This window comes from Burkholderia torrens, from assembly GCF_984668525.1.
Genome location: NZ_OZ480211.1, coordinates 2,384,645 through 2,410,340 on the forward strand (window position 1 = coordinate 2,384,645; position 25,696 = coordinate 2,410,340).

Genomic DNA, 25,696 nt, shown 5'->3' on the forward strand with positions numbered 1-25,696 from the left:
GCGTTGCCGCACCCACTCCGAATTCCGACCATCATGACCGAACCGACCCAAACGCAGCCCGCCGTCACGGCGGACGAAAACCAGATCATCGCCGAGCGCCGCGAGAAGCTGCGCGCCCTGCGCGAGCAAGGCGTCGCCTACCCGAACGATTTCCGGCCCGAGCACCATGCAGCCGACCTGCAGGCGAAATTCGCCGATTCGGACAAGGCCGCGCTCGAAGCGAACCCGGTCGAGGTGTCGGTCGCCGGCCGCATGATGCTCAAGCGCGTGATGGGCAAGGCGAGCTTCGCGACGGTGCAGGACGGGTCGGGCCAGATCCAGTTCTTCGTGACGCCGAACGACGTCGGCGCCGAAACCTACGACGCATTCAAGAAGTGGGACCTCGGCGACATCGTCGCCGCGCGCGGCGTGCTGTTCCGCACCAACAAGGGCGAGCTGTCGGTCCAGTGCAAGGAGCTGCGCCTGCTGTCGAAGGCGCTGCGTCCGCTGCCGGACAAGTTCCACGGCCTGTCCGACCAGGAAATGCGCTACCGCCAGCGCTACGTCGACCTGATCGTCACGCCGGAAACGCGCGACACGTTCCGCGCCCGCACGAAGACGATCGCGTCGATCCGCAAGTTCATGGACAACGCCGAGTTCATGGAAGTCGAAACGCCGATGCTGCACCCGATCCCGGGCGGCGCGGCGGCGAAGCCGTTCGTCACGCATCACAACGCGCTCGACATGCAGATGTTCCTGCGCATCGCGCCGGAGCTGTACCTGAAGCGCCTGATCGTCGGCGGCTTCGAACGCGTGTTCGAGATCAACCGTAACTTCCGGAACGAAGGCGTGTCGCCGCGTCACAACCCGGAATTCACGATGATGGAGTTCTACGCCGCGTACACCGACTACCGCTGGCTGATGGACTTCACCGAGCAACTGATCCGCCAGGCGGCCATCGATGCGCTCGGCACCGCGACGATCCAGTACCAGGGCCGCGAGCTCGACCTCGCGAAGCCGTTCCATCGCCTGACGATCACGCAGGCCATCCAGAAGTACGCGCCGGACTACACCGACGGCCAGCTGTCGGACGACGCGTTCCTGCGCACCGAACTGAAGCGCTTCGGCGTCGACGTGTCGCAGCCCGCGTTCCTGAACGCAGGCATCGGCGCGCTGCAGCTCGCGCTGTTCGAGGAAACGGCCGAAGCGCAACTGTGGGAGCCGACGTTCATCATCGACTACCCTGTCGAGGTGTCGCCGCTCGCACGTGCATCGGATACGGTGCCGGGCATCACCGAGCGTTTCGAGCTGTTCATGACCGGCCGTGAGATCGCGAACGGTTTCTCGGAGCTGAACGATCCGGAAGACCAGGCCGCGCGCTTCAAGAAGCAGGTCGAGCAGAAGGATGCGGGTGACGAGGAAGCGATGTTCTTCGACGCCGACTACATCCGCGCGCTCGAATACGGGATGCCTCCGACCGGCGGCTGCGGGATCGGCATCGACCGTCTGGTGATGCTGCTGACCGACAGCCCGACGATCCGCGACGTGCTGCTGTTCCCCCACCTGCGCCGCGAAGACTGATCGCCGCGCCCGCGTGTGCGCCGCGCCCCGCGGCGCGCACGCGTCAGCTTTGTAACGACGCGTAAGTCCCGCCAGCCGGCGTTCGCCGGCTTTCGATCCTCCCCCGTTTTATCCCCTCGTCGCGCCTGCCTTCTGCGGGTTTTCCCTGCCATGGGCGCGTGCGCCCCGCTGCAATTCGTTACACCTTGATACGGTGCGCCGCGCGCCGGTGGATGACACTCCTGTTGCGTCACCACGCATGACCACGGGACCAGAACCAGGCGCAGGAACGCCAGGTCTGCTCGCTCCCGAGCGTGGGATCCGGTCCGGCCCGCAGCGCCGACCCGGATCGACACCGGAGAAAAAAATGGACAGCCAGAATCAGACCACGCCGCAAAAGCAACGCCTCCACCCGCTCATCGCCACCGCCGCCGGCGCCGTCATCGTCGCCAGCCTCGCGGCGACGGCAGCGATCACGGGCATCTTCCCGAAGGCCAACAGCAACAATGCACAGAACGGCCAGACCCAGGCCGCGCTGATCGCATCGCAGCCGGCCGTCGATACGGCCGCGGCCGCCAGCGCCGCGCTGGCCGCGCAAGCCCAGCAGCAGGCAGCCGAACAGGCCGCCGCGCAGCAAAAGGCTGCCGAGCAGAAGGCCGCCATCGCGCAGGCTGAACCGAAGCCCGCGCCGCGTCCGGCCGCGCCGCATCGCCGTCACACGACGGCGCCGCAGCCTCCGCAATACGCGCAGCAGCCGTCGGCGCCGGCCCAGAGCTACTGCCAGACCTGCGGCACGGTCGTCGCGATCTCGCAGACGCGCACGCCGGGCCAGAGCTCGGGGATCGGCGCCGTGGGCGGCGCTGCAGCCGGCGGCCTGCTCGGCAACCAGTTCGGTCACGGCAACGGCCGCACCGCGATGACGATCATCGGCGCGCTGGGCGGCGGTCTGGCCGGCAACCAGGTCGAGAAGCAGGTGCGCGCGGAAACCGACTATCAGGTGCAAGTGCAGATGGAGAACGGCGCGACGCGCACGTTCACGTACCACAACCCGCCGCCGTTCGGCCAGGGCCAGCGCGTGCGGATCGAGAACGGCACGCTGGTCGGCGCGTAATCGCCTGATCGTATCAGCGCCCCCTGCCCGCATGTCGTGCGCGGGCAAGCGGCCTGAAAACGAAAACGGCTCGTGAGCAATCGCTCACGAGCCGTTTTTTTCATTGCGCCGTGCGCGTCCATGCGGCGCACGCGGTGCCCGGCGGTCAGTCTTCGTCGTCGAAGTCCGATTCGTCGATCCAGTGTGCCTGGATCGCTTCGAGGATCTTCTCGCCCGAGTGCGCCGGATCGTCGTTGAAACCGTCGAGTTCGAGCACCCACTGGCGCAGGTCGACGAAGTTGATCCGCTGCGGGTCGATGTCCGGGTGCTTGTCCGCCAGCGCAATGGCTATTTCACGCGAATCGGTCCATTTCATCGCCTGCCTCCGGTCTGGGTCAGTGGTTTTCCTTGGCGTGGTTGATCGAGTACTTCGGGATCTCGACCACCAGGTCCGAATCTTCCTTCACGATCGCCTGGCACGACAGGCGCGACGTCGGCTCGAGGCCCCACGCCTTGTCCAGCAGATCGTCTTCGTCCTCTTCGGACGGCGTCAGGTCGTTGAAGCCCTCGCGGATCACCACGTGGCACGTCGTGCAGGCGCACGACTTCTCGCATGCGTGCTCGATCTCGATCCCGTGATCGAGCAGGTTGTCGCAGATACTCTTGCCGGGCGTCGCGTCGATCACTGCGCCATCCGGGCACAGTTCGACGTGAGGCAGCACCACCAGTTGAGGCATGTCCGTTCCGTCAGTCAGGGTGCGGCGCGAGGCGCCGCACGGTTCATCATCGCGCGCGGGCCGTCGCCGGCCGATGCGCGGTTCGCAAGTTCAGATCTCGTCGAGCCGGCGGCCCGACAGCGCGCGCTTGATGCTCTTGTCCATCCGGCGCGCCGCGAATTCGTCGGTGCCGTCGGCCAGCGCCTTGGTCGCCGCCTCGATCGCGTTCGTGTCGTCGCCCTGCACGATCGCGCGCAGCGCGGCGGCAAGCGTGTCGACCTGCGTGCGCTCGTCCGCATCGAGCAGTTCGCCGTCGGCCGCGAGCGCGGCCTGCGTCGCCTCGAGCATCCGCTCGGCCTCGACCTGCGCTTCGCGCAGCGCGCGCGCGCGCATGTCGATTTCGGCCGTCTTGAAGCTGTCCTCGAGCATCTTCGCGATGTCGTCATCGGCGAGGCCGTACGACGGCTTCACGACGACCGACGCCTCGACGCCCGACAGCTGTTCGCGTGCGAACACCGACAGCAGGCCGTCCGCGTCGACCTGATAGGTCACGCGAATGCGCGCGGCGCCGGCCGTCATCGGCGGAATGCCGCGCAGCTCGAAGCGCGCGAGCGACCGGCAGTCGGCGACGAGCTCGCGCTCGCCCTGCACGACGTGGATCGCCATCGCGGTCTGGCCGTCCTTGAAGGTCGTGAATTCCTGCGCACGCGCGATTGGAATCGTCGAGTTGCGCGGAATGATCTTCTCGACGAGGCCACCCATCGTCTCGACGCCGAGCGACAGCGGAATCACGTCGAGCAGCAGCCAGTCGTCGCCAGTACCGCGATTGCCCGCGAGCAGGTCGGCCTGGATCGCCGCGCCGAGCGCGACGACCTGGTCCGGATCGAGGTTCACGAGCGGCGGCTGGCCGAAATATTTCGCGACCGCGTCGCGGATCACCGGCATGCGCGTTGCGCCGCCGACGAGCACGACACCCTTGATGTCGGCCGGCGTGACCTGCGCGTCGCGCAGCGCCTTGCGGGTCGGCGTGAGCGTGCGCTGCACGAGCGGTTCGACGAGCGACGCGAAAGTGTCGTGCGTAATCGTCTGCACGAGGTGCGCACCGCCCGACAGCGTGACGTCCAGCGACGCCTGCGGCGCGGCGGACAGCGCTTCCTTCAGCACGCGCACGCGGTCGAGCAGCAGGCGCACGTCTTCGGGCGCCAGCGTCTTCGCGTCGATGCCGGCCTGCGCGAGCACGTGCCCGAACAGCGCATGGTCGAAATCGTCGCCGCCGAGCGCGGAATCGCCGCCTGCAGCCAGCACTTCGAACACGCCCTTCGTCAGCTTCAGGATCGACAGGTCGAACGTGCCGCCGCCGAGGTCGTACACCGCGTAGAGGCCTTCGGCGCCATTGTCGAGGCCGTAGGCGATCGCCGCGGCAGTCGGTTCGTTCAGCAGGCGCAGCACATTGAGGCCCGCGAGGCGCGCCGCATCCTTGGTTGCCTGGCGCTGCGCGTCGTCGAAATACGCAGGCACCGTGATCACCGCGCCGACCAGATCGTCGCCAAGCGAATCCTCGGCGCGATAGCGCAGCGTCGCGAGGATCTCGGCCGACACTTCGACCGGGCTCTTCACGCCGTCGATGGTACGGATCTGCACCATGCCCGGCGCATCGACGAATTCGTACGGCGCGTTCGCCGCGCCTTCGACCTCGGCCTTGCCGCGGCCCATGAAGCGCTTGACCGACACGATCGTGTTGCGCGGATCGGTGGCGGCCTGCTCCTTCGCTTCGTGGCCGATACGACGGCCGCCCTTCTCGAGGTAGCGGACCACCGACGGCAGCAGCATGCGGCCCGCTTCGTCCGGCAGCACTTCCGGCACGCTGTTGCGCACGGCCGCGACGAGCGAGTTCGTCGTGCCGAGATCGATCCCGACGGCGAGTCGCCGCTGGTGCGGCGCCGGCGCCATGCCCGGTTCGGAAATTTGCAGTAAAGCCATCTTGGTTCGTTCGGGCGCTTGGCCCGTTTGCTGCGCGTGCCGCGAGGCACGCGGTTAAGTTTCGAGGCGCTCGATCTGCGCGCCCACTTCCGACGCGACGCGTTCGATGAACATCAGCTGGCGCACGGCTTCCGCGGCGGCCTGGTCGGCGCCGCTGTCGAGCAGCGTGCCGAGACGCTCGACGCGCACGCGCTTCTCGTCGCGCAACTCGGCGAGCAACCCGTCGAGCGCGTCGACGTTGCGGGCGGCCGCGGCATCCTCGATGCCCTCGCGCCACTCCATCTGCTGCATCAGGAACGCCGGCTCCATCGCCGTGTTGTTTTCCGCGCCGATGTCGACGCCGCGCAGCGACAGCAGGTAGGACGCGCGCTTCAGCGGATCGCGCAGCGTGCGGTACGCCTCGTTCGCGCGGGTGGCCCATTGCATCGCGATGCGCTTCTGCGCATCGCCGGCCGCCGCGAAGCGGTCCGGATGCACCTGCGTCTGCACCGTCCGGTAGGCGGCGTCGAGCGCCGTTTCGTCGAGCGCGAATTGCGCCGGCAGGTGAAACAGGTCGAAGTGGCTGTCTTTCAGCGAGACCATCGTCGCGTTCAATTCCGGTTCGTCGCGCGGCAAACGCCGCACATTAAAAAGGCGGCCCGTGCCGCCTCTTGCCCGCATCGCGCGGAGATCCGCGTCACACGCGGAACGATTCGCCGCAACCGCACTCGTCCTTCACGTTCGGGTTGTTGAACTTGAACCCTTCGTTCAGGCCTTCGCGGGCGAAATCGAGCTCGGTGCCGTCGATGTACGCGAGGCTCTTCGGATCGACGATCACCTTCACGCCATGGCTCTCGAACACCTGATCCTCGGGAGCCAGCTCGTCGACATACTCGAGCTTGTACGCGAGCCCCGAGCACCCGGTCGTGCGAACGCCAAGCCGCAGGCCCATACCCTTGCCGCGACGGACGAGGTATTTCTGGACGTGCTGTGCTGCTTTTTCGGTCAGTGTAATTGCCATGATGTCCTTGCCGCGGCGCGCCACCCGGGCCCGCCGCGTTTCCTTCTCTAGCCGCTCGATGCCGCTCAGGCTGCTGCCTGATCGCCTTCCTTGGTGTCGTGGCGCTTCTTGTAGTCGGCCACGGCTGCCTTGATCGCGTCTTCCGCGAGGATCGAGCAGTGAATCTTCACCGGCGGCAGCGCGAGTTCCTCGGCGATCTGCGTGTTCTTGATCGACAGTGCTTCGTCGAGCGTCTTGCCCTTCACCCACTCGGTGACGAGCGAGCTCGACGCGATCGCCGAACCGCAACCGTAGGTCTTGAACTTCGCGTCTTCGATCACGCCGTCCGCGCCGACGCGGATCTGCAGCTTCATCACGTCGCCGCAAGCCGGCGCGCCGACCATGCCCGTGCCGACCGTGTCGTCGTCCTTCGCGAACGAACCGACGTTGCGCGGGTTTTCGTAGTGATCCAGAACCTTGTTGCTGTAAGACATGACTCAGACTCCTTGACTCGTTACGTCTGCGTGCGTCAATCCGCCCGCGGGTGCATTCAATGCGGTATTAGTGTGCGGCCCATTCGATCGTCGACAGATCGATGCCTTCCTGGTGCATTTCCCAAAGCGGCGACAGTTCGCGCAGCTTCGCGATCTTGCTGTTCAGCAGATTGACCACGAAGTCGACTTCCTGCTCCGTCGTGAAGCGGCCGACCGTGAAGCGGATCGAGCTGTGCGCGAGTTCGTCGTTGCGGCCGAGCGCACGCAGCACGTACGACGGCTCGAGCGACGCCGACGTGCATGCGGAGCCCGACGACACCGCGACGTCCTTGATCGCCATGATCAGCGACTCGCCTTCGACGAAGTTGAAGCTGATGTTCAGGTTGTGCGGGACACGGTGTTCCATGTCGCCGTTCACGTAGGTTTCCTCGATCTGCGACAGGCCGCGCAGCAGCTTGTCGCGCAGCATGCGGATGCGCTCGTTCTCGGTCGCCATTTCTTCGCGGGCGATGCGGAACGCTTCGCCCATGCCGACGATCTGGTGCGTCGCCAGCGTGCCCGAACGCATGCCGCGCTCGTGGCCGCCGCCGTGCATCTGCGCTTCGATGCGCACGCGCGGCTTGCGGCGCACGTACAGCGCGCCGATGCCCTTCGGGCCGTAGGTCTTGTGCGCCGAGAACGACATCAGGTCGACCTTCAGCTTCGCGAGGTCGATCACGACCTTGCCGGTCGACTGCGCGGCGTCGACGTGGAACACGATGCCCTTCTCGCGGCAGATCTCGCCGATCGTCTCGATGTCCTGGATCACGCCGATCTCGTTGTTCACGTGCATCACCGACACGAGGATCGTGTCCGGGCGCAGTGCGGCCTTGAACACGTCGAGGTCGATCAGGCCGTCATCCTTCACGTCGAGGTAGGTGACTTCGAAACCGTCACGCTCGAGCTCGCGGCACGTATCGAGCACGGCCTTGTGCTCGGTCTTCACCGTGATGATGTGCTTGCCCTTGCCCTTGTAGAAGTTCGCGGCACCCTTGATCGCGAGGTTGTCCGATTCGGTTGCGCCGGACGTCCAGATGATCTCGCGCGGATCGGCGTTCACGAGTGCGGCCACCTGTTCGCGCGCCTCTTCGACCGCACGCTCCGCGTCCCAGCCGTAAGCGTGGCTGCGCGACGCCGGGTTGCCGAACTGCTCGCGCAGGTACGGCACCATCTTGTCGACCACGCGCGGATCGACCGGCGTCGTCGCGCTGTAATCCATGTAGATGGGCAGGTGGAGAGTCTCTTGGGTCATCTGTCGCTCCGGGTATTCTGTGCAGGGACTAACTATGTGCGTTATGGGGTATGGCGGGCGCCTTCGCGCTCACGAACTCGCGATGTTGAACACCGAATTGGGGCCGAGCGGCATCGTGCGCACGGGCTCGGCCGGTGCGGCGACGGGCTCCGGTGTGCGGCGATCGCGCAGCACCGCAGGGGCGCCCTCGCGTGCACGCTGCTGATCGACGAGATCCTGCAGCGACACGGAGTCGAGGTATTCGACCATCTTCTGGTTCAGGGTCGACCACAGCTCGTGCGTCATGCAATGGCCGTCGGGCTGCTTCGAGCCGTCGCACGTGCCCTTGCCGCCGCACTGCGTGGCATCGAGCGGTTCATCGACCGCGATGATGATGTCGGCAACGGTGACGTCCTGCGCGCGACGCGCGAGGTTGTAGCCGCCGCCCGGGCCGCGCACGGATTCGACGATTTCATGCCTGCGCAGCTTGCCGAACAGCTGTTCGAGATACGAGAGCGAAATCCGCTGGCGCTGGCTGATGCCTGCAAGCGTCACCGGGCCCTGCTCCTGGCGCAGTGCCAAGTCAATCATCGCCGTGACGGCGAAACGGCCTTTGGTGGTGAGTCTCATGGTGTCTAGGGGACTGCAATCTTGACGATTTTGGTCAAGTATAAATATTTGACGGTTTTAGTCAAGTATCCATGTCTTTGAAAGGGTATTCGCAGACCGCTGAATACCGTGCGATCAGCGCGCCGTACGGGCGCGAAGCGTTTCCAGCAGGCCCGCGCACGCGCGCTCGACCTGGTCGAGCACCTGTTCGAACCCCTGCGCGCCGCCGAAATACGGATCGGCCACTTCGGTTTCGCCCGATCCCGGCGCGAACTCCATCAGCAGGCGCACCTTGTCGCGATGCTGCGGCGGGCAGCGCCGCCGCAATTCCGCGAGATTCGCCTCGTCCATCGCCAGCAGCAGGTCGAAGCGCTCGAAATCCGCCGCGCTCACCTGCCGCGCGCGCAGCGCCGACAAGTCGTAGCCGCGGCCGAGCGCGGCTGCCTGCGCCCGCGTATCGGGCGGCTCGCCCACGTGCCAGTCGCCGGTGCCGGCCGAATCGATCGCGATCCGGTCGGCCAGCGCGGCCGCGTCGACCTGGTGGCGCATCACGCCTTCCGCGGTGGGCGAGCGGCAGATGTTGCCGAGACAGACGAAACAGATCGCAACGCGGGTCATCGCACTATCGGGAAGTTGCGGCGGACCGCGTGAGGGAATAGCCAGCCATTATACAAAGACGGCCGAAATCGCGCCGCCGCGCAAAGCGACGGCGCCGTGCATTACAGCGCCTTCGGCGCGGCGAGCACGACGTCGCCGGCTGCCGCCGGCAGCGGCTTGGCCGCGTCGCCGACCAGCCCGAACGACACCGCGCGCGCCAGCTCGGCAGACGCCTGGTGCACCGCCAGCGGGCCACGCGACGGCGCATCGGCCATCGCATGCAGATAGGCTGCCGCTGCCAGCGGGACGACGATTGCCAGCGGCCAGTACATCGATATTGTCTTTCTCATGATGCGAACCTCCTTGACCGGGTACCCCGAAATCCACTTCCGGGGACTACAGACAGGATTCTATAGACCGCACCTATCGAGATAAATATGCAAATAGCGAACGCACTGTTGTCGCCCGCTGAACAGTCGTCAGCCGAGGTGGCTCTGGGACGCCGCGTACAGCTCGCGGAACGTGCGCCCGGTCGGCGTGGGCATGTCGCGCGTATCCATCCAGCCGCCCATCATCGGCAGGCGCCGCAGCATGCCGCCGCTGCCGCCCAAGCGCTCGAGGACGCGCACCGCGAGCTTGGTCGTCAGCGCGTACAGCATCGGCCGCCGTGCGAAGAAGCCCCACGCGGCGAGCGCCGCCCGCTCGCGCCACGGCCGCAGGTGCCGCTCGACCTGCTTCTCGCGCAGCGTGCGCAGCAGGTGCGACAACGGAATGCCGGCCGGGCACACGCTGTCGCATTCGCCGCAGAGCGTCGCGGCCTGCGGCAGGTCGAGCGTGCGGTCGAGCCCGACGTAGCTCGGCGTCAGCACCGAACCCATCGGCCCCGGATAGACCCAGCCGTACGCGTGGCCGCCGACCTTCTGGTACACCGGGCAGTGGTTCATGCACGCGCCGCAGCGGATGCAGCGCAGCATGTCCTGGAACTCGCCGCCGAGCAGGCCCGTGCGGCCGCCGTCGACCAGCACCACGTAGTTGTGCTCGGGACCATCCTCGTCGCCAGGCCCGCGCGGCCCGGTCAGCAGCGAGAAATAGTTCGACGTCTTCTGCCCCGTCGCGGAACGCGGCAGCAGTCGCATCGCGGTCGCGAGGTCCTCGAGCGTCGGCAGCACCTTCTCGATGCCCGTCACCGCCACGTGCACGCGCGGCATCACCGTGCACATGCCCTCGTTCCCTTCGTTCGTCACGATCGCGACCGAGCCCGTCTCGGCGATCACGAAGTTGCCGCCCGTCACACCCATGTCGGCCGACATGAAATGCGGGCGCAGCACCTCGCGCGCCTCGCGCGTCATGTCCGGGATCTCGGTGAGCCGCTCGCGGTGGTGCGTGCGCGCGAACAGGTCGGCGATCTCGTCCTTGTCCTTGTGCACGACGGGCGCAATGATGTGGCTCGGCGGCTCGTTGTCGTTGATCTGCAGGATGTATTCGCCGAGATCCGTCTCGATCGACTGCACGCCCATCTCCGCGAGCACCGCGTTCAGGCGCATTTCCTCCGACACCATCGACTTGGTCTTGATGACCTTCTTCACGTCGTGCCGGCGCGCGATGTCGGCGACGAGCCGCGCGGCATCCGCGGTCGTTTCGGCGAACAGTACCGTCGTGCCGCGCCGCGTCGCCTCGCGCTCGAACGCTTCGAGCCAGACATCGAGGTTCTCAAGCGCGCGGTTGCGGCGCGCCTTGAGCGCGGCGCGCGTGGCCGGGAAGTCGATCGCGGTCATCGCGTCGGCGCGCGCGGACACGAACTTCGTCGACAGCTTCTTCAGGTTCTGCTGCAGGCGCTGGTCGGCCAGCTTCTGGCTGGCGCGCGCCTTGAAATGCATCGATTGGACTTGCATCGCGGTATCGGGGAAAAGTGAGCGGAACCGGGCGTCAGACGTCGCCCGCCAGCACCTGCGCGACGTGCAGCACGCGTGTGTCGCGGTCGCCGGTGCGGCGCAACCGCCCTTCGATGTTCAGCATGCAGCCGAGATCGCCGAGCACGACGGCGCCCGTGCCCGATGCGCGCACGTTCGCGCATTTCTCGTCCGCGATGGCCGCCGAGATGTCGCCGTACTTGACCGCAAACGTGCCGCCGAAGCCGCAGCAGTGCTCGCAGTCCTTCATCTCGGTGACCGCGACGCCGCGCTGCGCCAGCAGCGCGCGCGGCTGCGCCTTCACGCCGAGCTCGCGCAGGCCCGAGCACGAATCGTGATAGGTGACGGGCCCGGTGAATTCGCCCGGCGCGAGCGACACCTTCGCGACGTTCGCGAGGAAATCGGTCAGTTCGTAGACTTTCTGCTGGAACCGCGTGTAGCGCCCCATCAGTTCGGGATCGTCGCGGAACAGGTCGCCGTAGTGCGCGCGAATCATCCCGCCGCACGAACCCGACGGCGCGACGACGTAATCGAACTGCTCGAACTCGCGCAGCGTCTTTTCCGCGAGGTCGCGCGCGAGCGCACGGTCGCCCGAGTTGTAGGCCGGCTGGCCGCAGCAGGTCTGCGCGGGCGGCACGATCACCTCGTAGCCGGCGTCGCGAATCAGCTTCAGCGCCGAGAAACCGATTTCGGGGCGCATCAGATCGACCAGGCAGGTCACGAACAAACCGACTCGCATACGTGCTCCTTCGAGAAAACGGCTCTCATTATCCGCCGTTTGGCTGGCAAGACCAACGCCGGCTCGCGTGCAACCCGGCCATGCGAGAAACGAGGACTTCCTCGAACGGCGTTCGCTTTTTTCACGATACGAGATACAATCGTTGCAACACCGCTTGACGCGTCAACCGATTTCTCCCCCGACATGAGCCAACCCACCCCGGATTCAAAAACGTCGATCCAGGTGATCGAACGCATGATGCGGTTGCTGGACGCGCTCGCCGCGCACAGCGATCCTGTCAGCCTGAAGGAACTGGCGCAGCGCACGGAGCTGCACCCGTCGACCGCGCACCGCATCCTCAACGACATGGTGACCTGTCGCCTCGTCGACCGTTCCGATCCCGGCACCTACCGCCTCGGCATGCGGCTGCTGGAACTCGGCAACCTCGTGAAGGCGCGCCTGTCGGTGCGCGACGCGGCGCTGATGCCGATGCGCGAACTGCACCGCCTCACCGGGCAGACCGTGAACCTGTCGGTACGCCAGGGCGACGAGATCGTCTACATCGAGCGCGCGTATTCCGAACGCTCGGGGATGCAGGTCGTCCGCGCGATCGGCGGCCGTGCGCCGCTGCACCTGACGTCGGTCGGCAAGCTGTTCCTCGCGGCCGACGAAACGTCGCGCGTGCGCGCCTATGCAACGCGCACCGGGCTGTCCGGCCATACGCAGAACAGCATCACCGACATCGCGAAGCTCGAGCGCGAGCTGACGATCGTCCGCCAGCAATCGTGCGCGCGCGACAACGAGGAGCTGGAGCTCGGCGTGCGCTGCATCGCGGCCGGCATCTACGACGATTCGGGCAAGCTCGTCGCGGGCCTGTCGCTGTCGGCACCAGCCGACCGCCTGCAAGACGCGTGGCTCGGCCAGTTGAGCCGCACCGCGCTCACCATCTCGGAATCGCTCGGCTACCGGCCTGCGCCCTCGAAGGACGTGGACGGACTGCAGCGGCAGGCGTAAGCCTGCCCTCGCCCACCCCGGTTCATGCCCGACAAAAAAGCCCCGCGATTGCGGGGCTTTTTTCTTGGAACCTGCGAAGCGGCGGCGAACCGCCGCGACGCGATCAGGTGCCGCCGTTCGGCGTGTTGGCTGCCGTCAGGCGCTCGCCGCCACCGGCGTCGAGCCAGTTGCGCAGGCGCGATGCGTCGGCGAAGCGCGAGTACTTGCCGAACGAGTCGAGCAGCACCATCACCATCGGCCGGCCGTGGATCGTCGCCTGCATCACGAGGCATTCGCCTGCTTCGTTGATGAAGCCCGTCTTCTGCAGGCCGATGTCCCACGAGCCGTTGCCGCGGATCAGCGCATTGGTGCTGTTGTAGACCAGGTTGCGCTTGCCCGTGTACACCTCGTACGTGCGATCGGTCGAGAACTGACGGATCATCGGATACTGGTACGCCGCATTGACCATCTTCACGAGGTCACGTGCGCTCGACACGTTCGAACTCGACAGGCCCGTCGAATTCTCGAAGTGCGTATCGGTCATGCCGAGCGCCTTCGCCTTCGCGTTCATCGCGGCGATGAATGCCGGACGCCCGCCCGGGTAGTAACGCGACAGCGACGCGGCCGCGCGGTTTTCCGACGCCATCAGCGCGATGTGCAGCATGTCCTCGCGCGACAGCACCGAGCCGACCGACAGGCGCGAGCCCGTGCCCTTCTCGTAGTCGCGGTCTTCGTCGGTGACTTCGATCTGGTCGGTCATCGGCGACTTCGAGTCGAGCACGACCATCGCCGTCATCAGCTTCGAGATCGACGCGATCGGCACGACGGCGTGCGAATTCTTGTCGAACAGCGGCTCCCCGGAATTCTGGTCGACGACGTACGCGACGCTCGAACGCAGCGCGAGCGCGTCGGGCGTGTCGTGCAGGCCGAACGCCTGGCCAACCGTCGGACGGCGCGGCTGGAACGCGACCTTGCGGACCGCGCCGCGGTGGCCGCCATGCAGGTTGTTCGCGGCGAGCGTCACCCGCTTTCGCGACGCCTTCGCGCGCGGCGCATCGGCCTCGGCGACCTTGGCGGATTTGTCGGAGGTCGCCTTGGCCGACTTCTTCTTCGCTGACGAAGCAGGAGCGACGGCCTTTTTCTTGGCGGCTTGTTGGGTCTTCGCAGTGGCGGCAAAGGCGTCAGCAGGCGCGACGGACGCTGTAGTCGCCAGCAAGGCGACTGCGACCGACACAGCCGTGCCGAGCGTCATGCTCTGCAACAATCTGCGCGGTGAAAACGATTCGGCTTTCATTGGGGTCTGGACAAAGCGGGCGGGAGGTTTCCGCAAGTGTAGTTAAAGCTGAAAAAAAGAGCAATATTAGGCACTTACCGATCGTCGTTAAACCGGAATGTAAGGGTCGGCCAACCTCAGACCAATGACCCCTCCCGCCCCCATCGAAAAAACCAATGAGTGCACTGCCCGACAGCGCCCGTCTCCCGATTACCACACGGTTAATTGAGATAACGTCACTTTGGAGGCGATTTAAAGCGGGGAAACTACGTATCCGGTGCTCGACGTGCCAAGGGCGCCGGTCTCGACCGTGGCGGCGGCACGTCGCCACGGCACGCGCATCGAAACGGCGCGTTCTTCGACAGGAACAGAAGGATAACGTTCCAGGGGCCTGTCAGGTTTACCTGTGCGTGATCATGGTGCGCCGCGCTCGCCCTGCGGCCGTGCGCACCATTTGGGATTACGCATGAAACCGATTCCGAACGGCCACGATAACTCGTTGTTTTATCGATAATTTACGATGATTGTGCAACGCACAAAAAGTACTTGACATCCGCTTCCTCTGCCCTAAAATAGGCCTCATTGCTGCGTTGCACAAAGCACGCGCATCCGAGGTTCCCCAGCGTAGTGCCCTTTATCTCTGCGATCGACGCGATCGCTTTTCAGGAGCTTGACATGTCCTTGCTGACCCCCGAGCAAATCGCCGCTGCACAAAAAGCCAACCTCGAAAGCCTGTTCGGTCTGACGACCAAGGCATTCGAAGGCGTCGAAAAGCTGATCGAACTCAACCTGCAGGTCGTGAAGTCGACGCTGACCGAGGGGCAGGAAAACGCACAGCGCCTGCTGTCGGTGAAGGACGCTCAGGAACTGATCGCACTGCAAGCCAGCCTGTCGCAGCCGGTCGCCGAAAAGGTGCTGTCGTACGGCCGTCACCTGTACGAAATCGCATCGTCGACACAAGCCGAGTTCGCGAAGGTTGCCGAAGCGCAATTCGAAGAGCAGAACAAGAAGGTCCAGGCACTCGTCGACAACGTCGCGAAGAACGCCCCGGCCGGTTCGGAAACGGCTGTCGCCGCGCTGAAGTCGGCACTGAACGCTGCGAACACCACGTACGAAACGGTTCAGAAGGCCACGAAGCAAGCCGTCGAAATCGCCGAAACGAACTTCAACGCTGCTGCTGCCGTCGCCACGAAGGCTGCGACCGCCGCTGCCGCACGTCGTTCGAGCAAGCCGGCCGCGTAAGCGTCCCCTGCTCCTGAAAGAGCCGCGCCCAGCGCGGCTTTTTCGTTTCCGGCGCCGGAACGTGCGCGAACGGCCCGCCGCTCGCCGCGCTCGATCAAGCGGTTTGATCGCCGCATCGGCCGCAGGCAAAGGAAAACGCCGCCGTCCGGATTGCCCGGGCGGCGGCGTTTTTTGTAACCGGCGCATGGCCGGCCGTGCGCGTCGCGTTACTTCTTGCGTTGCGGCGGCAGGTCCGTACAGACGCCTTCGTACAGTTCGGCGGCCATGCCGACCGATTCGCCGAGCGTCGGGTGCGGATGGATCGTCTTGCCGATGTCTTCCGCGTCCGCGCCCATCTCGACGGCGAGGCACACTTCGCTGATCAGGTCGCCCGCGTTCAGGCCGACGATGGCGCCACCGATCACGCGGTGGGTTTCCTCGTCGAAGATCAGCTTCGTGAAGCCTTCGTCGCGGCCGTTCGCGATCGCGCGGCCCGACGCGGCCCACGGGAACACGGCCTTGCCGTACTTGATGCCTTCGGCCTTGCACTGGTCTTCCGTCTTGCCGGCCCACGCCACTTCCGGATCGGTGTACGCCACCGACGGGATCTGCAGCGCGTCGAAGTATGCCTTCTCGCCGTGCGCGGCTTCCGCGGCGACGTGGCCTTCATGCACCGCCTTGTGCGCGAGCATCGGCTGGCCGACGATGTCGCCGATCGCGAAGATGTGCGGCACGTTCGTGCGCATCTGCTTGTCGACGTCGATGAAGCCGCGATCCGTGACCGCGACGCCGGCCTTGTCGGCACCGATCTTCTTGCCGTTCGGGCTGCGGCCCACCGCGACGAGCACGAGGTCGTAGCGCTGCGCTTCCGCCGGCGCCTTCTCGCCCTCGAACTTCACGTAGATGCCGTCTTCCTTCGCTTCCGCGCCGACCGTCTTGGTCTTCAGCATCACGTTGCCGAAGCGCTTCGCGTTGTACTTTTCCCAGACCTTCACGAGATCGCGGTCGGCGCCCATCATCAGGCCGTCCATCATTTCGACGACGTCGATCTCGGCGCCGAGCGTCGAGTACACCGTGGCCATTTCGAGGCCGATGATGCCGCCGCCGATCACGAGCATGCGCTTCGGCAGCTGGCGCAGTTCGAGTGCGCCGGTCGAATCGACGACGCGCGGGTCTTCCGGCATGAACGGCAGCTTCACGGCTTGCGAGCCTGCGGCGATGATCGCCTGCTTGAACTTGACGACCTTCTTGCCGTTTTCGCCCTGCACTTCCATGTGGAACGGGTCGACGAATGCGCCGACGCCCGTGACCACTTCGACCTTGCGTGCCTTGGCCATGCCGGCGAGGCCCGTCGTCAGTTTCTTGACGACGCCGCCCTTGAAGTCGCGCAGCTTGTCGAGGTCGACCTGCGGCTTGCCGAACGTGATGCCGTGCGACGCGAGCGCCGCGGCTTCTTCGACGACGAGCGACGTATGCAGCAGCGCCTTCGACGGGATACAGCCGACGTTCAGGCACACGCCGCCGAGTGTCGAGTAGCGTTCGACGAGCACGGTCTTCATGCCGAGGTCGGCGGCGCGGAACGCGGCCGAGTAGCCGCCGGGGCCGGCGCCGAGCACGAGCATGTCGCACTCGATGTCGGCGGCACCGTTGTAGCTGCCGGCTTGCGGCGCGGGCGCCGGCGCGGGTGCAGCTGCTGCGGGCTTCGGCGCTTCGGGTGCTTTCGCGGGTGCGGGTGCGGCGACGCCTGCCGAAGCTTCGACGATGGCGATGACGGTGCCTTGCGAGACTTTCTCGCCGGCTTTGACCTTGATTTCCTTGACGGTGCCGGCGACGTCGCTGGGCACTTCCATGGAGGCTTTATCGGATTCGAGCGTGATGAGCGTTTGCTCTTTTTCGATCACGTCGCCGGGTTTGACGTTGACTTCGATGACATCGACGCCGCTGAAATCGCCGATATCCGGAACCTTGACTTCGATGAGACTCATTACTGTCCCCTTCTTGATTGACTGCAGACAGAGGGGGGAGGAACCCGCAGAAAGAACCTGCAACGACGGCCTGGCAAAAGAACGCGAACCTGGGCAGGACCACCTTTGCTGTCCGCCCAAGGACGCGCCTTTCTTTTGGTTACTTTTCTTTGGAAGACAAAGAAAAGTGACCGCCGCCCCGCGCAGGGGCGACGCTAGCAGACCGTCAGCAATACAGGTTCAACGACAGGGCGCGGATAACAAACAAAAAACCCACGCCCCCGCGAGCCCCCTCCCCGCTCATCAAAGAGCGATGCGACGGAAATCGCCGAGCAACGCGCCGAGATACGCATTGAACCGCGCGGCTTCGGCGCCATCGATGACGCGATGGTCATACGACAGCGACAGCGGCAGCATGAGACGCGGCACGAACTGCTTGCCGTCCCACACCGGCTTCATCTGCCCGCGCGACAACCCGAGGATCGCCACTTCCGGCGCGTTGATGATCGGCGTGAAGTTGGTGCCACCGATCCCGCCGAGCGACGAGATCGAGAAGCAGCCGCCCTGCATCTGGTCCGGCTTCAGCTTGCCTTCGCGCGCGGCCTTCGACAGGTCGCTCATTTCCTTCGCGATGTCGACGAGACCCTTCTTGTCCGCATCGCGGATCACCGGCACGACGAGGCCGTTCGGCGTATCGGCCGCGAAACCGACGTGGAAGTACTGCTTGAACACGAGGTTGTCGCCGTCGAGGCTCGCGTTGAAGGTCGGGAATTTCTTCAGCGCGGCGACGACTGCCTTGATCACGAACGCGAGCATCGTGAACTTCACGCCCGCCTTCTCGTTTTCCTTGTTCAGCTGGACACGCAGCGCTTCGAGCTCGGTGATGTCCGCTTCGTCGTTGTTCGTGACGTGCGGGATCATCACCCAGTTGCGATGCAGGTTCGCGCCCGAGATCTTCTTTATGCGCGACAGCGGCTTCGCCTCGAACGGGCCGAACTTCGAGAAGTCGACCTTCGGCCACGGCAGCAGGTTCAGCTCGCCGCCGCCTGCCGGCGCGGCTGCCGCTGCCGGTGCCGCGCGCTGGCCGGTCATCACGCCCTTCACGAAGCCCGTGACGTCTTCCTTCGTAATGCGACCCTTCGGACCCGAACCCTGCACGCGTGCGACTTCGACGCCGAGTTCGCGCGCGAACTTGCGCACCGACGGCGACGCGTGGCTCGCGCGGTATTCGCCCGACGGCGCAGCGGCCGGGGCCGGGGCCGCGGCAGCCGGTGCCGGCGCAGCCTGCGCGGGTGCCGGAGCAGCAGCCGGCGCGGCAGCGGCCGGAGCCGGCGCGCTCGCCTGCGGAGCGGCAGCCGGTGCGCCTGCGGCTTCGAGCAGCACGATCAGCGTGCCTTCCGATACCGAATCGCCCACCTTGACCTTGATATCCTTCACGACGCCGGCGGCCGGGCTCGGCACGTCCATCGTCGCCTTGTCCGACTCGAGCGTGACGAGCGACTGTTCCTTCTCGACCGTGTCGCCGACCTTCACGCCGATCTCGATCACCGGCACGTCCTTATAGTCGCCGATGTCGGGCACCTTCACCTCGAACGTGCCGCCGGCTGCTGCCGGTGCGGCCGCCGGGGCTGCCGCGGCCGGGGCCGGCGCTGCCGTCGGAGCCTGAGCCGGAGCGGCGGCAGGCGCAGCCGCGCCGTTCGCCTGCGCCGCAGCGCCGCCTTCGAGCAGAATGATCAGCGAGCCTTCCGACACGGAATCGCCCACCTTGACCTTGATTTCCTTCACGACGCCGCCGACCGGGCTCGGCACGTCCATCGTCGCCTTGTCCGACTCGAGCGTAACGAGCGACTGCTCGGGCTCGACCGTATCGCCGACCTTCACGCCGATCTCGATCACCGGCACGTCCTTGTAATCGCCGATATCCGGCACCTTCACTTCGATCGCTTGACTCATCTGTTTCTGTCTCCATGGCCGCGCGCGCTCCTCGCGGGAGCGGCGCGCGGCATCACACGGCGTGTGCGTTAAACGGTCATCGGGTTGGGCTTGGACGGATCGAGGTTGTACTTGGCAATCGCGTCCGCGACCACCTTGCGCTCGATCGTGCCTTCGTCGGCCAGCGCGTTGAGCGCGGCGACGGTGACCCAGTGACGGTCGACTTCGAAGAAGTGACGGAGCTTCTCGCGGGTATCCGAGCGGCCGAAGCCGTCGGTGCCCAGCACGACGAAGCGGCGATCGACCTGGCCGCGGATCTGGTCGACCAGCGCACGGACGTAGTCGGTCGATGCGATGACCGGGCCCTGCGTGTCCTTCAGGCACTTCTGCACGTGCGACAGGCGACGCTCTTCGGTCGGATGGAGCAGGTTCCAGCGTTCGACCTGGTGGCCTTCACGCGCGAGCTCGGTGAAGCTCGGCACGCTCCACAGGTCGGCAGCGACGCCCCAGTCGTTCTTCAGCAGGTCGGCCGCAGCGATCACTTCGTTGAAGATCGTGCCCGCGCCGAGCAGCTGGACGCGCGGCGCCTTCTTGTCGGCGTCGGCCTTGCGGAACGCGTACATGCCCTTGATGATGTCGGCCGCTACGTGGTCGCCCTGCGGAATCGCCGGGTGCTCGTAGTTCTCGTTCATCACCGTGATGTAGTAGTACACGTCTTCCTGGTCCTGCACCATGCGGCGCAGGCCGTCCTGGATGATCACGGCGAGTTCATAGCCGAACGTCGGGTCGTAGCTCACGCAGTTCGGCACCGATGCCGCCCACAGGAGCGAATGGCCGTCTTCGTGCTGCAGGCCTTCGCCGTTCAGCGTCGTGCGGCCCGCGGTACCGCCGAGCAGGAAGCCGCGCGAACGCATGTCGCCCGCGGCCCACGCGAGGTCGCCGATCCGCTGGAAGCCGAACATCGAATAGAAGATGTAGAACGGCACCATGATCTCGCCGTGCGTCGAGTACGACGTCGCCGCAGCGATCCAGTCGCACATGCCGCCCGCTTCGTTGATGCCTTCCTGCAGGATCTGGCCGGTTTCCGATTCCTTGTAGAACATCAGCTGGTCGGAATCTTCCGGCACGTACTTCTGGCCCTGCTGATTCCAGATGCCGATCTGGCGGAACAGGCCTTCCATGCCGAACGTACGCGATTCGTCCGGGACGATCGGCACGACGCGCTTGCCCAGCGCCTTGTCCTTCAGCAGGATGTTCAGGATCCGCACGAACGCCATCGTCGTCGAGATCTCGCGGCCTTCGCCCGTGCCCTTCAAGAGCGGCTCGAACGCGTCGAGCGCCGGCACCGGCAGCGACGTCGCCTTCTCGCGGCGATGCGGCAGGTAGCCGCCGAGATCCATGCGCTGCTTGCGCATGTATTCGAGCTCCTTCGAGCCTTCCTCGAACTTCAGGTACGGCACGTCGGCGATCTGCTCGTCGGTGATCGGCAGGCGGAACTGGTCACGGAACTTCTTCAGTTGCTCGACCGGCAGCTTCTTCTGCTGGTGCGTGATGTTCATCGCCTGGCCCGACTCGCCCATCCCGTAGCCCTTGATGGTCTTCGCGAGGATGACGGTCGGCGCGCCCTTCGTGTTCGTGGCTTCGTGGAAGGCCGCGTAGATCTTGTGCGGATCGTGACCGCCGCGGTTCAGTGCCCAGATGTCGTCGTCCGACCAGTCGGCGACGAGCGCCTTCAGCTCGGGCGTGTTGAAGAAGTGCTCGCGCACGAACGCGCCCGATTCCGACTTGTACGTCTGGTACTCGCCGTCGACGACGTCCATCATGCGGCGCATCAGCGCGCCCGACTTGTCGCGCGCGAACAGCGCATCCCAGCGGCTGCCCCAGATGACCTTGATCACGTTCCAGCCGGCGCCGCGGAATTCCGATTCGAGTTCCTGGATGATCTTGCCGTTGCCGCGCACCGGGCCGTCGAGACGCTGCAGGTTGCAGTTGATCACGAACACGAGGTTGTCGAGCTTCTCGCGGCTCGCCATCCCGATCGCGCCGAGCGATTCCGGTTCGTCCGTCTCGCCGTCGCCGAGGAATGCCCACACCTTGCGGCCTTCCGTCTTCGTGATGCCGCGTGCCTCCAGGTACTTCATGAAGCGCGCCTGGTAGATCGCCATGATCGGGCCGAGACCCATCGACACGGTCGGGAACTGCCAGAAGTCCGGCATCAGCCACGGGTGCGGGTACGACGAGATGCCCTTGCCGTCGACTTCCTGGCGGAAGTTGTCGAGCTGCTCCTCCTTCAGGCGGCCGAGCAGGAACGCGCGCGAGTACACGCCCGGCGACGAGTGGCCCTGCACGAACACGAGATCGCCGCCGTGCTGGTCGGACGCTGCGTGCCAGAAGTGGTTGTAGCCGACGTCATAGAGCGTCGCGGCCGATGCGAACGAGGCGATGTGGCCGCCGACGTTCGTGTCCTTGCCTGCACGCAGCACCATCGCCAGCGCGTTCCAGCGCGTGTACGAACGGATACGGTGCTCGATATCCTGGTCGCCCGGGATCTTCGCCTGTGCTTCGACCGGAATCGTGTTGATGTACGGGGTGTTGGCGGAGAACGGCAGGTGTTCGCCGTGCATGCGGGCGAACTCGATTTGCTTTTCGATCAGGTAATGCGCGCGGCCGGTGCCCACGGAGGAGATCACGCCATCGAGCGACTCCAGCCACTCGACGGTTTCTTGCGGGTCGTCGTCACGTTCGGCGGCGACATACTTCATCACTTCGTTCGGTACAGCGGACATTCTCGTCTCCTGGGTCCTGGAATGTGAGGATCGCTCTCATGCAGACGACGCGACGCGGCCGGCTGCGGGCAAGCTCCAGCGGATTGTAATGAGCGTCCGCGGGGCTGCGCAACAAAATTTTCGAATTGTGAGATCTTTTCTCGCAATGCGGAATATTGCTGCGCTGCACCCATGTTTCGGGGCGCTCCGGCACGCGGCAGCGGAACAAATCCGTTTCCGTTCAACATATCCGGTACAGGTTTTCCATGTATTGCGCTGCGCTACAATCCTGCCATGTTGACCGATCGGCTTTTCGCACGCTCGGCGCGACCGTCGGGCCCGCCGGCGGAGTCGCAGCCGTCCCGTTGGCACCACGGACCGTGGTGGTCCAATTCCTATTTGCTGACGCCGCTGCTGTCGATCCTGGTGTTCCTCGTGGTGATGAGCCTCATCCTGTGGAGCCTCAATCGCCGCGAACAGCAGCAGCAGGAAGACACCCTCTTCCGTAACGTCGCATGGGCGCAGCAGCAGATCCGCCTGTCGATGACCGGCGCGCAGGAACAGCTGCAGGCGCTGTCGCGCGATCTCGCGTCGGGCCGCCTCGACCAGAACGCGTTCCAGATGGCCGTCGCGGACGTGATGCAGACGCATCCGGAAATCCTCTACCTGAACTGGTACACCGCGCCCGGCGTGCAGCGCTGGCCGACCGTGCATCCGCCGCTGCTCGGCCAGCGGCTCGCGAAGCCCGGCGACGCGCAGATGCAGGAAGCCGTGCGCGGCGCGTACGACGAGGCGCGCAGCACGCGCCGCCAGGCCTATTCGCCGCTGATCTACGACGACTTCGGCAACGGCTTCATCACGCTGCAGACGCCCGTGATGCGCGGCGACCGCGAATATCTCGGCTCGATCGCCGCGGTGTTCTCGGTCGAAGGCATCCTGAAGCACGACATCCCGCAGGAACTGTCGTCGAAGTACAAGATCTCGATCACCGATTCGAACAACCGCGAGCTGTCGTCCACGTCGACGCGCCCGCGCCTGCCGCGCGACTCGCACTACGATCTTCCGCTCGATCCGCCCGGCCAGGGGCTGACGGTGCGCGTGTACGCGTTCCCGCAGCTCACGAACCTGACCAACAACACGCTCGTGTGGCTCGTCGCCGGCCTGTCGTGCTTCGTGCTGTGGAGTCTCTGGAGCCTGTGGAAGCACACGCGCCAGCGCTTCGAGGCGCAGCAGGCTCTGTACGCGGAAGCGTTCTTCCGCCGCGCGATGGAAAACTCGGTGCTGATCGGCATGCGCGTGCTCGACATGCACGGCCGCATCACGCACGTGAACCCCGCGTTCTGCCGGATGACGGGCTGGGACGAAACCGACCTCGTCGGCAAGGTCGCGCCGTTCCCGTACTGGCCGCGCGACGCGTACCCGGAAATGCAGCGCCAGCTCGACATGACGCTGCGCGGCAAGGCGCCGAGCTCGGGCTTCGAGCTGCGCGTGCGGCGCAAGAACGGCACGCTGTTCCATGCGCGCCTGTACGTGTCGCCGCTGATCGACAGCTCGGGCCGCCAGACCGGCTGGATGTCGTCGATGACCGACATCACCGAGCCGAAGCGCGCCCGCGAGGAACTCGCGGCCGCGCACGAGCGCTTCACGACCGTGCTCGAAAGCCTCGACGCCGCGGTATCGGTGCTGGCCGCCGACGAAGCCGAGCTGCTGTTCGCGAACCGCTACTACCGCCACCTGTTCGGCATCCGCCCGGACGGCCATCTCGAGCTGTCGGGCGGCGGCTTCGACCGCGCTCAGGCCTCGTCCGACTCGATCGACATGGTCGACGCGTTCGCGGGCCTGCCGGCCGCCGCGCTGACGAGCAGCACGGCCGATGCGCAGGAGGTGTACGTCGAGAGCATCCAGAAATGGTTCGAAGTGCGCCGCCAGTACATCCAGTGGGTCGACGGCCACCTCGCGCAGATGCAGATCGCGACCGACATCACGACCCGCAAGAAGGCGCAGGAACTCGCGCACCAGCAGGAAGAAAAGCTGCAGTTCACGAGCCGATTGATGACGATGGGTGAAATGGCGTCGTCGATTGCACACGAATTGAACCAGCCGCTCGCCGCGATCAACAACTACTGCTCGGGCACGCTCGCGCTCGTCAAGAGCGGCCGCGGCACGCCCGAGACGCTGCAGCCCGCGCTGGAAAAGACCGCGCAGCAGGCGCTGCGCGCCGGGATGATCGTCAAGCGGATCCGCGAATTCGTGAAGCGCAGCGAGCCGAAACGCCAGCCGGCAAGGGTCGCGGACATCGTCGCCGACGCGGTCGGGCTCGCCGAAATCGAGGCCAGGAAGCGCAGGATCCGGATCGTCACGGAAATCCTCGCAAGAATGCCTATTATTTATGTCGACCCCGTGCTGATCGAACAGGTGCTGATGAACCTGATGAAGAACGCGGCCGAGGCGATGGCCGACGTGAAGCCGGCGTCGGCGGACGGCGTGATCCGCGTCGTCGCCGACATCGATGCGGGCTTCGTCGACATCCGCGTGATCGACCAGGGTCCGGGCGTCGACGAAGCGACCGCCGAGCGCCTGTTTGAACCGTTTTACAGCACCAAGTCCGATGGCATGGGCATGGGGCTGAATATCTGCCGTTCGATCATCGAATCGCATCGGGGGCGTCTGTGGGTGGTCAACAACGTCGAGCCGGATGGCCGCATTTCCGGCGCGACGTTCCACTGCAGCCTGCCCATTGGGGAACCCGCTGATCTCGGCCAAGGGGGGCGCGAGGCATCGGCATCACATACCGTTACGGGAGAACTATGAATAGCCCTGTCACCACCACTCAGGAAACCGTCTTTGTCGTCGACGACGACGAGGCCGTACGGGACTCGCTGCGCTGGCTGCTGGAGGCGAACGGCTATCGCGTGCAATGCTTCTCGAGCGCGGAGCAGTTCCTCGATGCCTACCAGCCGGCGCAGCAGGCCGGCCAGATCGCCTGCCTGATTCTCGACGTGCGGATGTCGGGCATGAGCGGTCTCGAGCTGCAGGAACGCCTGATCGCCGACAATGCCGCGCTGCCGATCATTTTCGTCACGGGTCACGGCGACGTGCCGATGGCCGTGTCGACGATGAAAAAGGGTGCGATGGACTTTATCGAGAAACCGTTCGACGAGGCCGAGCTGCGCAAGCTCGTCGAGCGGATGCTCGACAAGGCCCGAAGCGAAAGCAAGAGCGTCCAGGAACAGCGGGCCGCGAGCGAACGCCTGTCGAAGCTGACCGCGCGCGAGCAGCAGGTGCTCGAACGCATCATCGCGGGCCGCCTGAACAAGCAGATCGCCGACGATCTCGGCATCAGCATCAAGACGGTCGAGGCGCACCGCGCGAACATCATGGAAAAGCTCAACGTCAACACGGTGGCCGACCTGCTGCGCCTCGCGCTGTCGAAGAAGCAGGCCTGAGCGTCTTCAGCGGCCGCGGCGGCGCTTGCCCGCCCGGCCCGCAGACGACGTCTGCCGCCCCGCGCGATGCGGCCCACTCGCGCGGCGGCGGCCTTTTCTCCCGGCGCACGCGCGCCGCGGCCATGACGCTTCTCGCTGATTCCCTGTCGGACGGCAGCAGGCGAACGGTATAATTGCGTGCTTTGCTGCGGCGCTTCGGG

At 65.6% G+C, this 25,696-nt stretch carries 22 protein-coding genes and 1 pseudogene; 6 read left to right on the forward strand and 17 right to left on the reverse strand.

All coding sequences use genetic code 11. From position 1 onward, the window contains the following. The first annotated feature begins 33 nt into the window (after positions 1-33). Positions 34-1,560, forward strand: coding sequence for a lysine--tRNA ligase (gene lysS, locus AC5LXX_RS11000; RefSeq protein ID WP_043190322.1), 1,527 nt, complete (start codon positions 34-36; stop codon positions 1,558-1,560). A 346-nt stretch (positions 1,561-1,906) separates the two neighbouring features. Next, positions 1,907-2,650 carry a glycine zipper 2TM domain-containing protein gene (locus tag AC5LXX_RS11005; protein ID WP_493409491.1) on the forward strand — a complete coding sequence of 248 codons (744 nt, stop codon included), beginning with the start codon at positions 1,907-1,909 and terminating at the stop codon, positions 2,648-2,650. 145 nt (positions 2,651-2,795) lie between these two features. On the opposite strand, the gene iscX is transcribed toward AC5LXX_RS11005, so the two are convergent. The 12 genes from iscX to AC5LXX_RS11065 form a co-directional block, all read right to left on the reverse strand. Further along, positions 2,796-3,005, reverse strand: coding sequence for a Fe-S cluster assembly protein IscX (gene iscX / locus AC5LXX_RS11010; protein WP_069621826.1), 210 nt, complete (start codon positions 3,003-3,005; stop codon positions 2,796-2,798). Positions 3,006-3,024: 19 nt separating this feature from the next. Beyond that, positions 3,025-3,366 (reverse strand): ISC system 2Fe-2S type ferredoxin, encoded by a 342-nt coding sequence (gene fdx / locus AC5LXX_RS11015; protein ID WP_006478392.1) that lies wholly within the window; start codon positions 3,364-3,366, stop codon positions 3,025-3,027. A gap of 90 nt (positions 3,367-3,456) precedes the next feature. After that, positions 3,457-5,325, reverse strand: a complete 1,869-nt coding sequence (gene hscA, locus AC5LXX_RS11020) for a Fe-S protein assembly chaperone HscA (protein WP_493409492.1) — start codon at positions 5,323-5,325, stop codon at positions 3,457-3,459. 54 nt (positions 5,326-5,379) lie between these two features. Beyond that, positions 5,380-5,907: a Fe-S protein assembly co-chaperone HscB gene (gene hscB / locus AC5LXX_RS11025; RefSeq protein ID WP_124455486.1), complete on the reverse strand. Its 528-nt coding sequence runs from the start codon at positions 5,905-5,907 to the stop codon at positions 5,380-5,382. A gap of 94 nt (positions 5,908-6,001) precedes the next feature. After that, positions 6,002-6,325: an iron-sulfur cluster assembly protein IscA gene (iscA, locus tag AC5LXX_RS11030; RefSeq protein ID WP_012492710.1), complete on the reverse strand. Its 324-nt coding sequence runs from the start codon at positions 6,323-6,325 to the stop codon at positions 6,002-6,004. 65 nt (positions 6,326-6,390) lie between these two features. Then, positions 6,391-6,798 (reverse strand): Fe-S cluster assembly scaffold IscU, encoded by a 408-nt coding sequence (iscU, locus tag AC5LXX_RS11035; RefSeq protein WP_006481982.1) that lies wholly within the window; start codon positions 6,796-6,798, stop codon positions 6,391-6,393. A gap of 67 nt (positions 6,799-6,865) precedes the next feature. Next, positions 6,866-8,089, reverse strand: coding sequence for an IscS subfamily cysteine desulfurase (locus AC5LXX_RS11040; RefSeq protein ID WP_493409493.1), 1,224 nt, complete (start codon positions 8,087-8,089; stop codon positions 6,866-6,868). Between the two features lie 69 nt (positions 8,090-8,158). Continuing rightward, positions 8,159-8,698: a Fe-S cluster assembly transcriptional regulator IscR gene (iscR, locus tag AC5LXX_RS11045; protein ID WP_009691731.1), complete on the reverse strand. Its 540-nt coding sequence runs from the start codon at positions 8,696-8,698 to the stop codon at positions 8,159-8,161. Between the two features lie 114 nt (positions 8,699-8,812). Further along, entirely contained in the window at positions 8,813-9,295 is a 483-nt protein-coding gene (locus AC5LXX_RS11050; RefSeq protein ID WP_124455452.1) for a low molecular weight protein-tyrosine-phosphatase, read from the reverse strand. Positions 9,296-9,396: 101 nt separating this feature from the next. Further along, complete coding sequence (locus AC5LXX_RS11055; RefSeq protein ID WP_124455453.1) at positions 9,397-9,624, reverse strand: hypothetical protein; 228 nt, start codon at positions 9,622-9,624, stop codon at positions 9,397-9,399. A gap of 129 nt (positions 9,625-9,753) precedes the next feature. Further along, positions 9,754-11,166: a lactate utilization protein B gene (locus AC5LXX_RS11060; RefSeq protein WP_493409494.1), complete on the reverse strand. Its 1,413-nt coding sequence runs from the start codon at positions 11,164-11,166 to the stop codon at positions 9,754-9,756. A gap of 34 nt (positions 11,167-11,200) precedes the next feature. Then, positions 11,201-11,923 (reverse strand): (Fe-S)-binding protein, encoded by a 723-nt coding sequence (locus AC5LXX_RS11065; RefSeq protein WP_124455455.1) that lies wholly within the window; start codon positions 11,921-11,923, stop codon positions 11,201-11,203. Positions 11,924-12,106: 183 nt separating this feature from the next. Here AC5LXX_RS11065 and AC5LXX_RS11070 point away from each other — a divergent pair, with 183 nt between their 5' ends. Next, a complete protein-coding gene (locus AC5LXX_RS11070; RefSeq protein ID WP_059233713.1) occupies positions 12,107-12,916 on the forward strand; it encodes an IclR family transcriptional regulator in 810 nt (269 codons plus the stop codon). Positions 12,917-13,019: 103 nt separating this feature from the next. Here AC5LXX_RS11070 and pbpG read toward each other — a convergent pair whose 3' ends face one another. Beyond that, the gene (pbpG, locus tag AC5LXX_RS11075) at positions 13,020-14,189 is read right to left on the reverse strand and encodes a D-alanyl-D-alanine endopeptidase (protein WP_124455457.1); all 1,170 of its coding nucleotides are present in this window, start codon (positions 14,187-14,189) and stop codon (positions 13,020-13,022) included. Positions 14,190-14,843: 654 nt separating this feature from the next. On the opposite strand from pbpG, the gene AC5LXX_RS11080 reads away from it, so the two are divergent. Beyond that, positions 14,844-15,410: a phasin family protein gene (locus AC5LXX_RS11080; RefSeq protein ID WP_152857003.1), complete on the forward strand. Its 567-nt coding sequence runs from the start codon at positions 14,844-14,846 to the stop codon at positions 15,408-15,410. Positions 15,411-15,616: 206 nt separating this feature from the next. Here the strand turns inward: AC5LXX_RS11080 and lpdA are convergent, their stop codons facing one another. From lpdA to AC5LXX_RS11100, 4 genes and pseudogenes are all read right to left on the reverse strand, one after another. After that, entirely contained in the window at positions 15,617-17,374 is a 1,758-nt protein-coding gene (lpdA, locus tag AC5LXX_RS11085; RefSeq protein ID WP_493409495.1) for a dihydrolipoyl dehydrogenase, read from the reverse strand. Positions 17,375-17,656: 282 nt separating this feature from the next. Further along, complete coding sequence (aceF, locus tag AC5LXX_RS11090) at positions 17,657-19,306, reverse strand: dihydrolipoyllysine-residue acetyltransferase (RefSeq protein ID WP_493409496.1); 1,650 nt, start codon at positions 19,304-19,306, stop codon at positions 17,657-17,659. A gap of 68 nt (positions 19,307-19,374) precedes the next feature. Further along, positions 19,375-22,071 (reverse strand): pyruvate dehydrogenase (acetyl-transferring), homodimeric type, encoded by a 2,697-nt coding sequence (gene aceE, locus AC5LXX_RS11095; RefSeq protein WP_493409497.1) that lies wholly within the window; start codon positions 22,069-22,071, stop codon positions 19,375-19,377. 136 nt (positions 22,072-22,207) lie between these two features. Beyond that, positions 22,208-22,425, reverse strand: a pseudogene (locus AC5LXX_RS11100) (hypothetical protein); the annotation flags it as partial. Between AC5LXX_RS11100 and fixL the strand changes: the two are divergent. Next, a complete protein-coding gene (gene fixL, locus AC5LXX_RS11105) occupies positions 22,345-24,861 on the forward strand; it encodes an oxygen sensor histidine kinase FixL (protein WP_124455462.1) in 2,517 nt (838 codons plus the stop codon). The pseudogene AC5LXX_RS11100 and the gene fixL overlap by 81 nt on opposite strands. Next, complete coding sequence (fixJ, locus tag AC5LXX_RS11110; protein ID WP_006493245.1) at positions 24,858-25,496, forward strand: oxygen response regulator transcription factor FixJ; 639 nt, start codon at positions 24,858-24,860, stop codon at positions 25,494-25,496. The genes fixL and fixJ overlap by 4 nt, the downstream gene beginning before the upstream one ends. The last annotated feature ends 200 nt before the right edge of the window (positions 25,497-25,696 follow it).

Excerpts from the sequence above, each read along its gene's own strand:
- lysS (WP_043190322.1), top strand. The coding sequence starts at position 34 with ATGACCGAACCGACCCAAACGCAGCCCGCCGTCACGGCGGACGAAAAC.
- AC5LXX_RS11005 (WP_493409491.1), top strand. The coding sequence starts at position 1,907 with ATGGACAGCCAGAATCAGACCACGCCGCAAAAGCAACGCCTCCACCCG.
- iscX (WP_069621826.1), bottom strand. The coding sequence starts at position 3,005 with ATGAAATGGACCGATTCGCGTGAAATAGCCATTGCGCTGGCGGACAAG.
- fdx (WP_006478392.1), bottom strand. The coding sequence starts at position 3,366 with ATGCCTCAACTGGTGGTGCTGCCTCACGTCGAACTGTGCCCGGATGGC.
- hscA (WP_493409492.1), bottom strand. The coding sequence starts at position 5,325 with ATGGCTTTACTGCAAATTTCCGAACCGGGCATGGCGCCGGCGCCGCAC.
- hscB (WP_124455486.1), bottom strand. The coding sequence starts at position 5,907 with ATGGTCTCGCTGAAAGACAGCCACTTCGACCTGTTTCACCTGCCGGCG.
- iscA (WP_012492710.1), bottom strand. The coding sequence starts at position 6,325 with ATGGCAATTACACTGACCGAAAAAGCAGCACAGCACGTCCAGAAATAC.
- iscU (WP_006481982.1), bottom strand. The coding sequence starts at position 6,798 with ATGTCTTACAGCAACAAGGTTCTGGATCACTACGAAAACCCGCGCAAC.
- AC5LXX_RS11040 (WP_493409493.1), bottom strand. The coding sequence starts at position 8,089 with ATGACCCAAGAGACTCTCCACCTGCCCATCTACATGGATTACAGCGCG.
- iscR (WP_009691731.1), bottom strand. The coding sequence starts at position 8,698 with ATGAGACTCACCACCAAAGGCCGTTTCGCCGTCACGGCGATGATTGAC.
- AC5LXX_RS11050 (WP_124455452.1), bottom strand. The coding sequence starts at position 9,295 with ATGACCCGCGTTGCGATCTGTTTCGTCTGTCTCGGCAACATCTGCCGC.
- AC5LXX_RS11055 (WP_124455453.1), bottom strand. The coding sequence starts at position 9,624 with ATGAGAAAGACAATATCGATGTACTGGCCGCTGGCAATCGTCGTCCCG.
- AC5LXX_RS11060 (WP_493409494.1), bottom strand. The coding sequence starts at position 11,166 with ATGCAAGTCCAATCGATGCATTTCAAGGCGCGCGCCAGCCAGAAGCTG.
- AC5LXX_RS11065 (WP_124455455.1), bottom strand. The coding sequence starts at position 11,923 with ATGCGAGTCGGTTTGTTCGTGACCTGCCTGGTCGATCTGATGCGCCCC.
- AC5LXX_RS11070 (WP_059233713.1), top strand. The coding sequence starts at position 12,107 with ATGAGCCAACCCACCCCGGATTCAAAAACGTCGATCCAGGTGATCGAA.
- pbpG (WP_124455457.1), bottom strand. The coding sequence starts at position 14,189 with ATGAAAGCCGAATCGTTTTCACCGCGCAGATTGTTGCAGAGCATGACG.
- AC5LXX_RS11080 (WP_152857003.1), top strand. The coding sequence starts at position 14,844 with ATGTCCTTGCTGACCCCCGAGCAAATCGCCGCTGCACAAAAAGCCAAC.
- lpdA (WP_493409495.1), bottom strand. The coding sequence starts at position 17,374 with ATGAGTCTCATCGAAGTCAAGGTTCCGGATATCGGCGATTTCAGCGGC.
- aceF (WP_493409496.1), bottom strand. The coding sequence starts at position 19,306 with ATGAGTCAAGCGATCGAAGTGAAGGTGCCGGATATCGGCGATTACAAG.
- aceE (WP_493409497.1), bottom strand. The coding sequence starts at position 22,071 with ATGTCCGCTGTACCGAACGAAGTGATGAAGTATGTCGCCGCCGAACGT.
- fixL (WP_124455462.1), top strand. The coding sequence starts at position 22,345 with ATGTTGACCGATCGGCTTTTCGCACGCTCGGCGCGACCGTCGGGCCCG.
- fixJ (WP_006493245.1), top strand. The coding sequence starts at position 24,858 with ATGAATAGCCCTGTCACCACCACTCAGGAAACCGTCTTTGTCGTCGAC.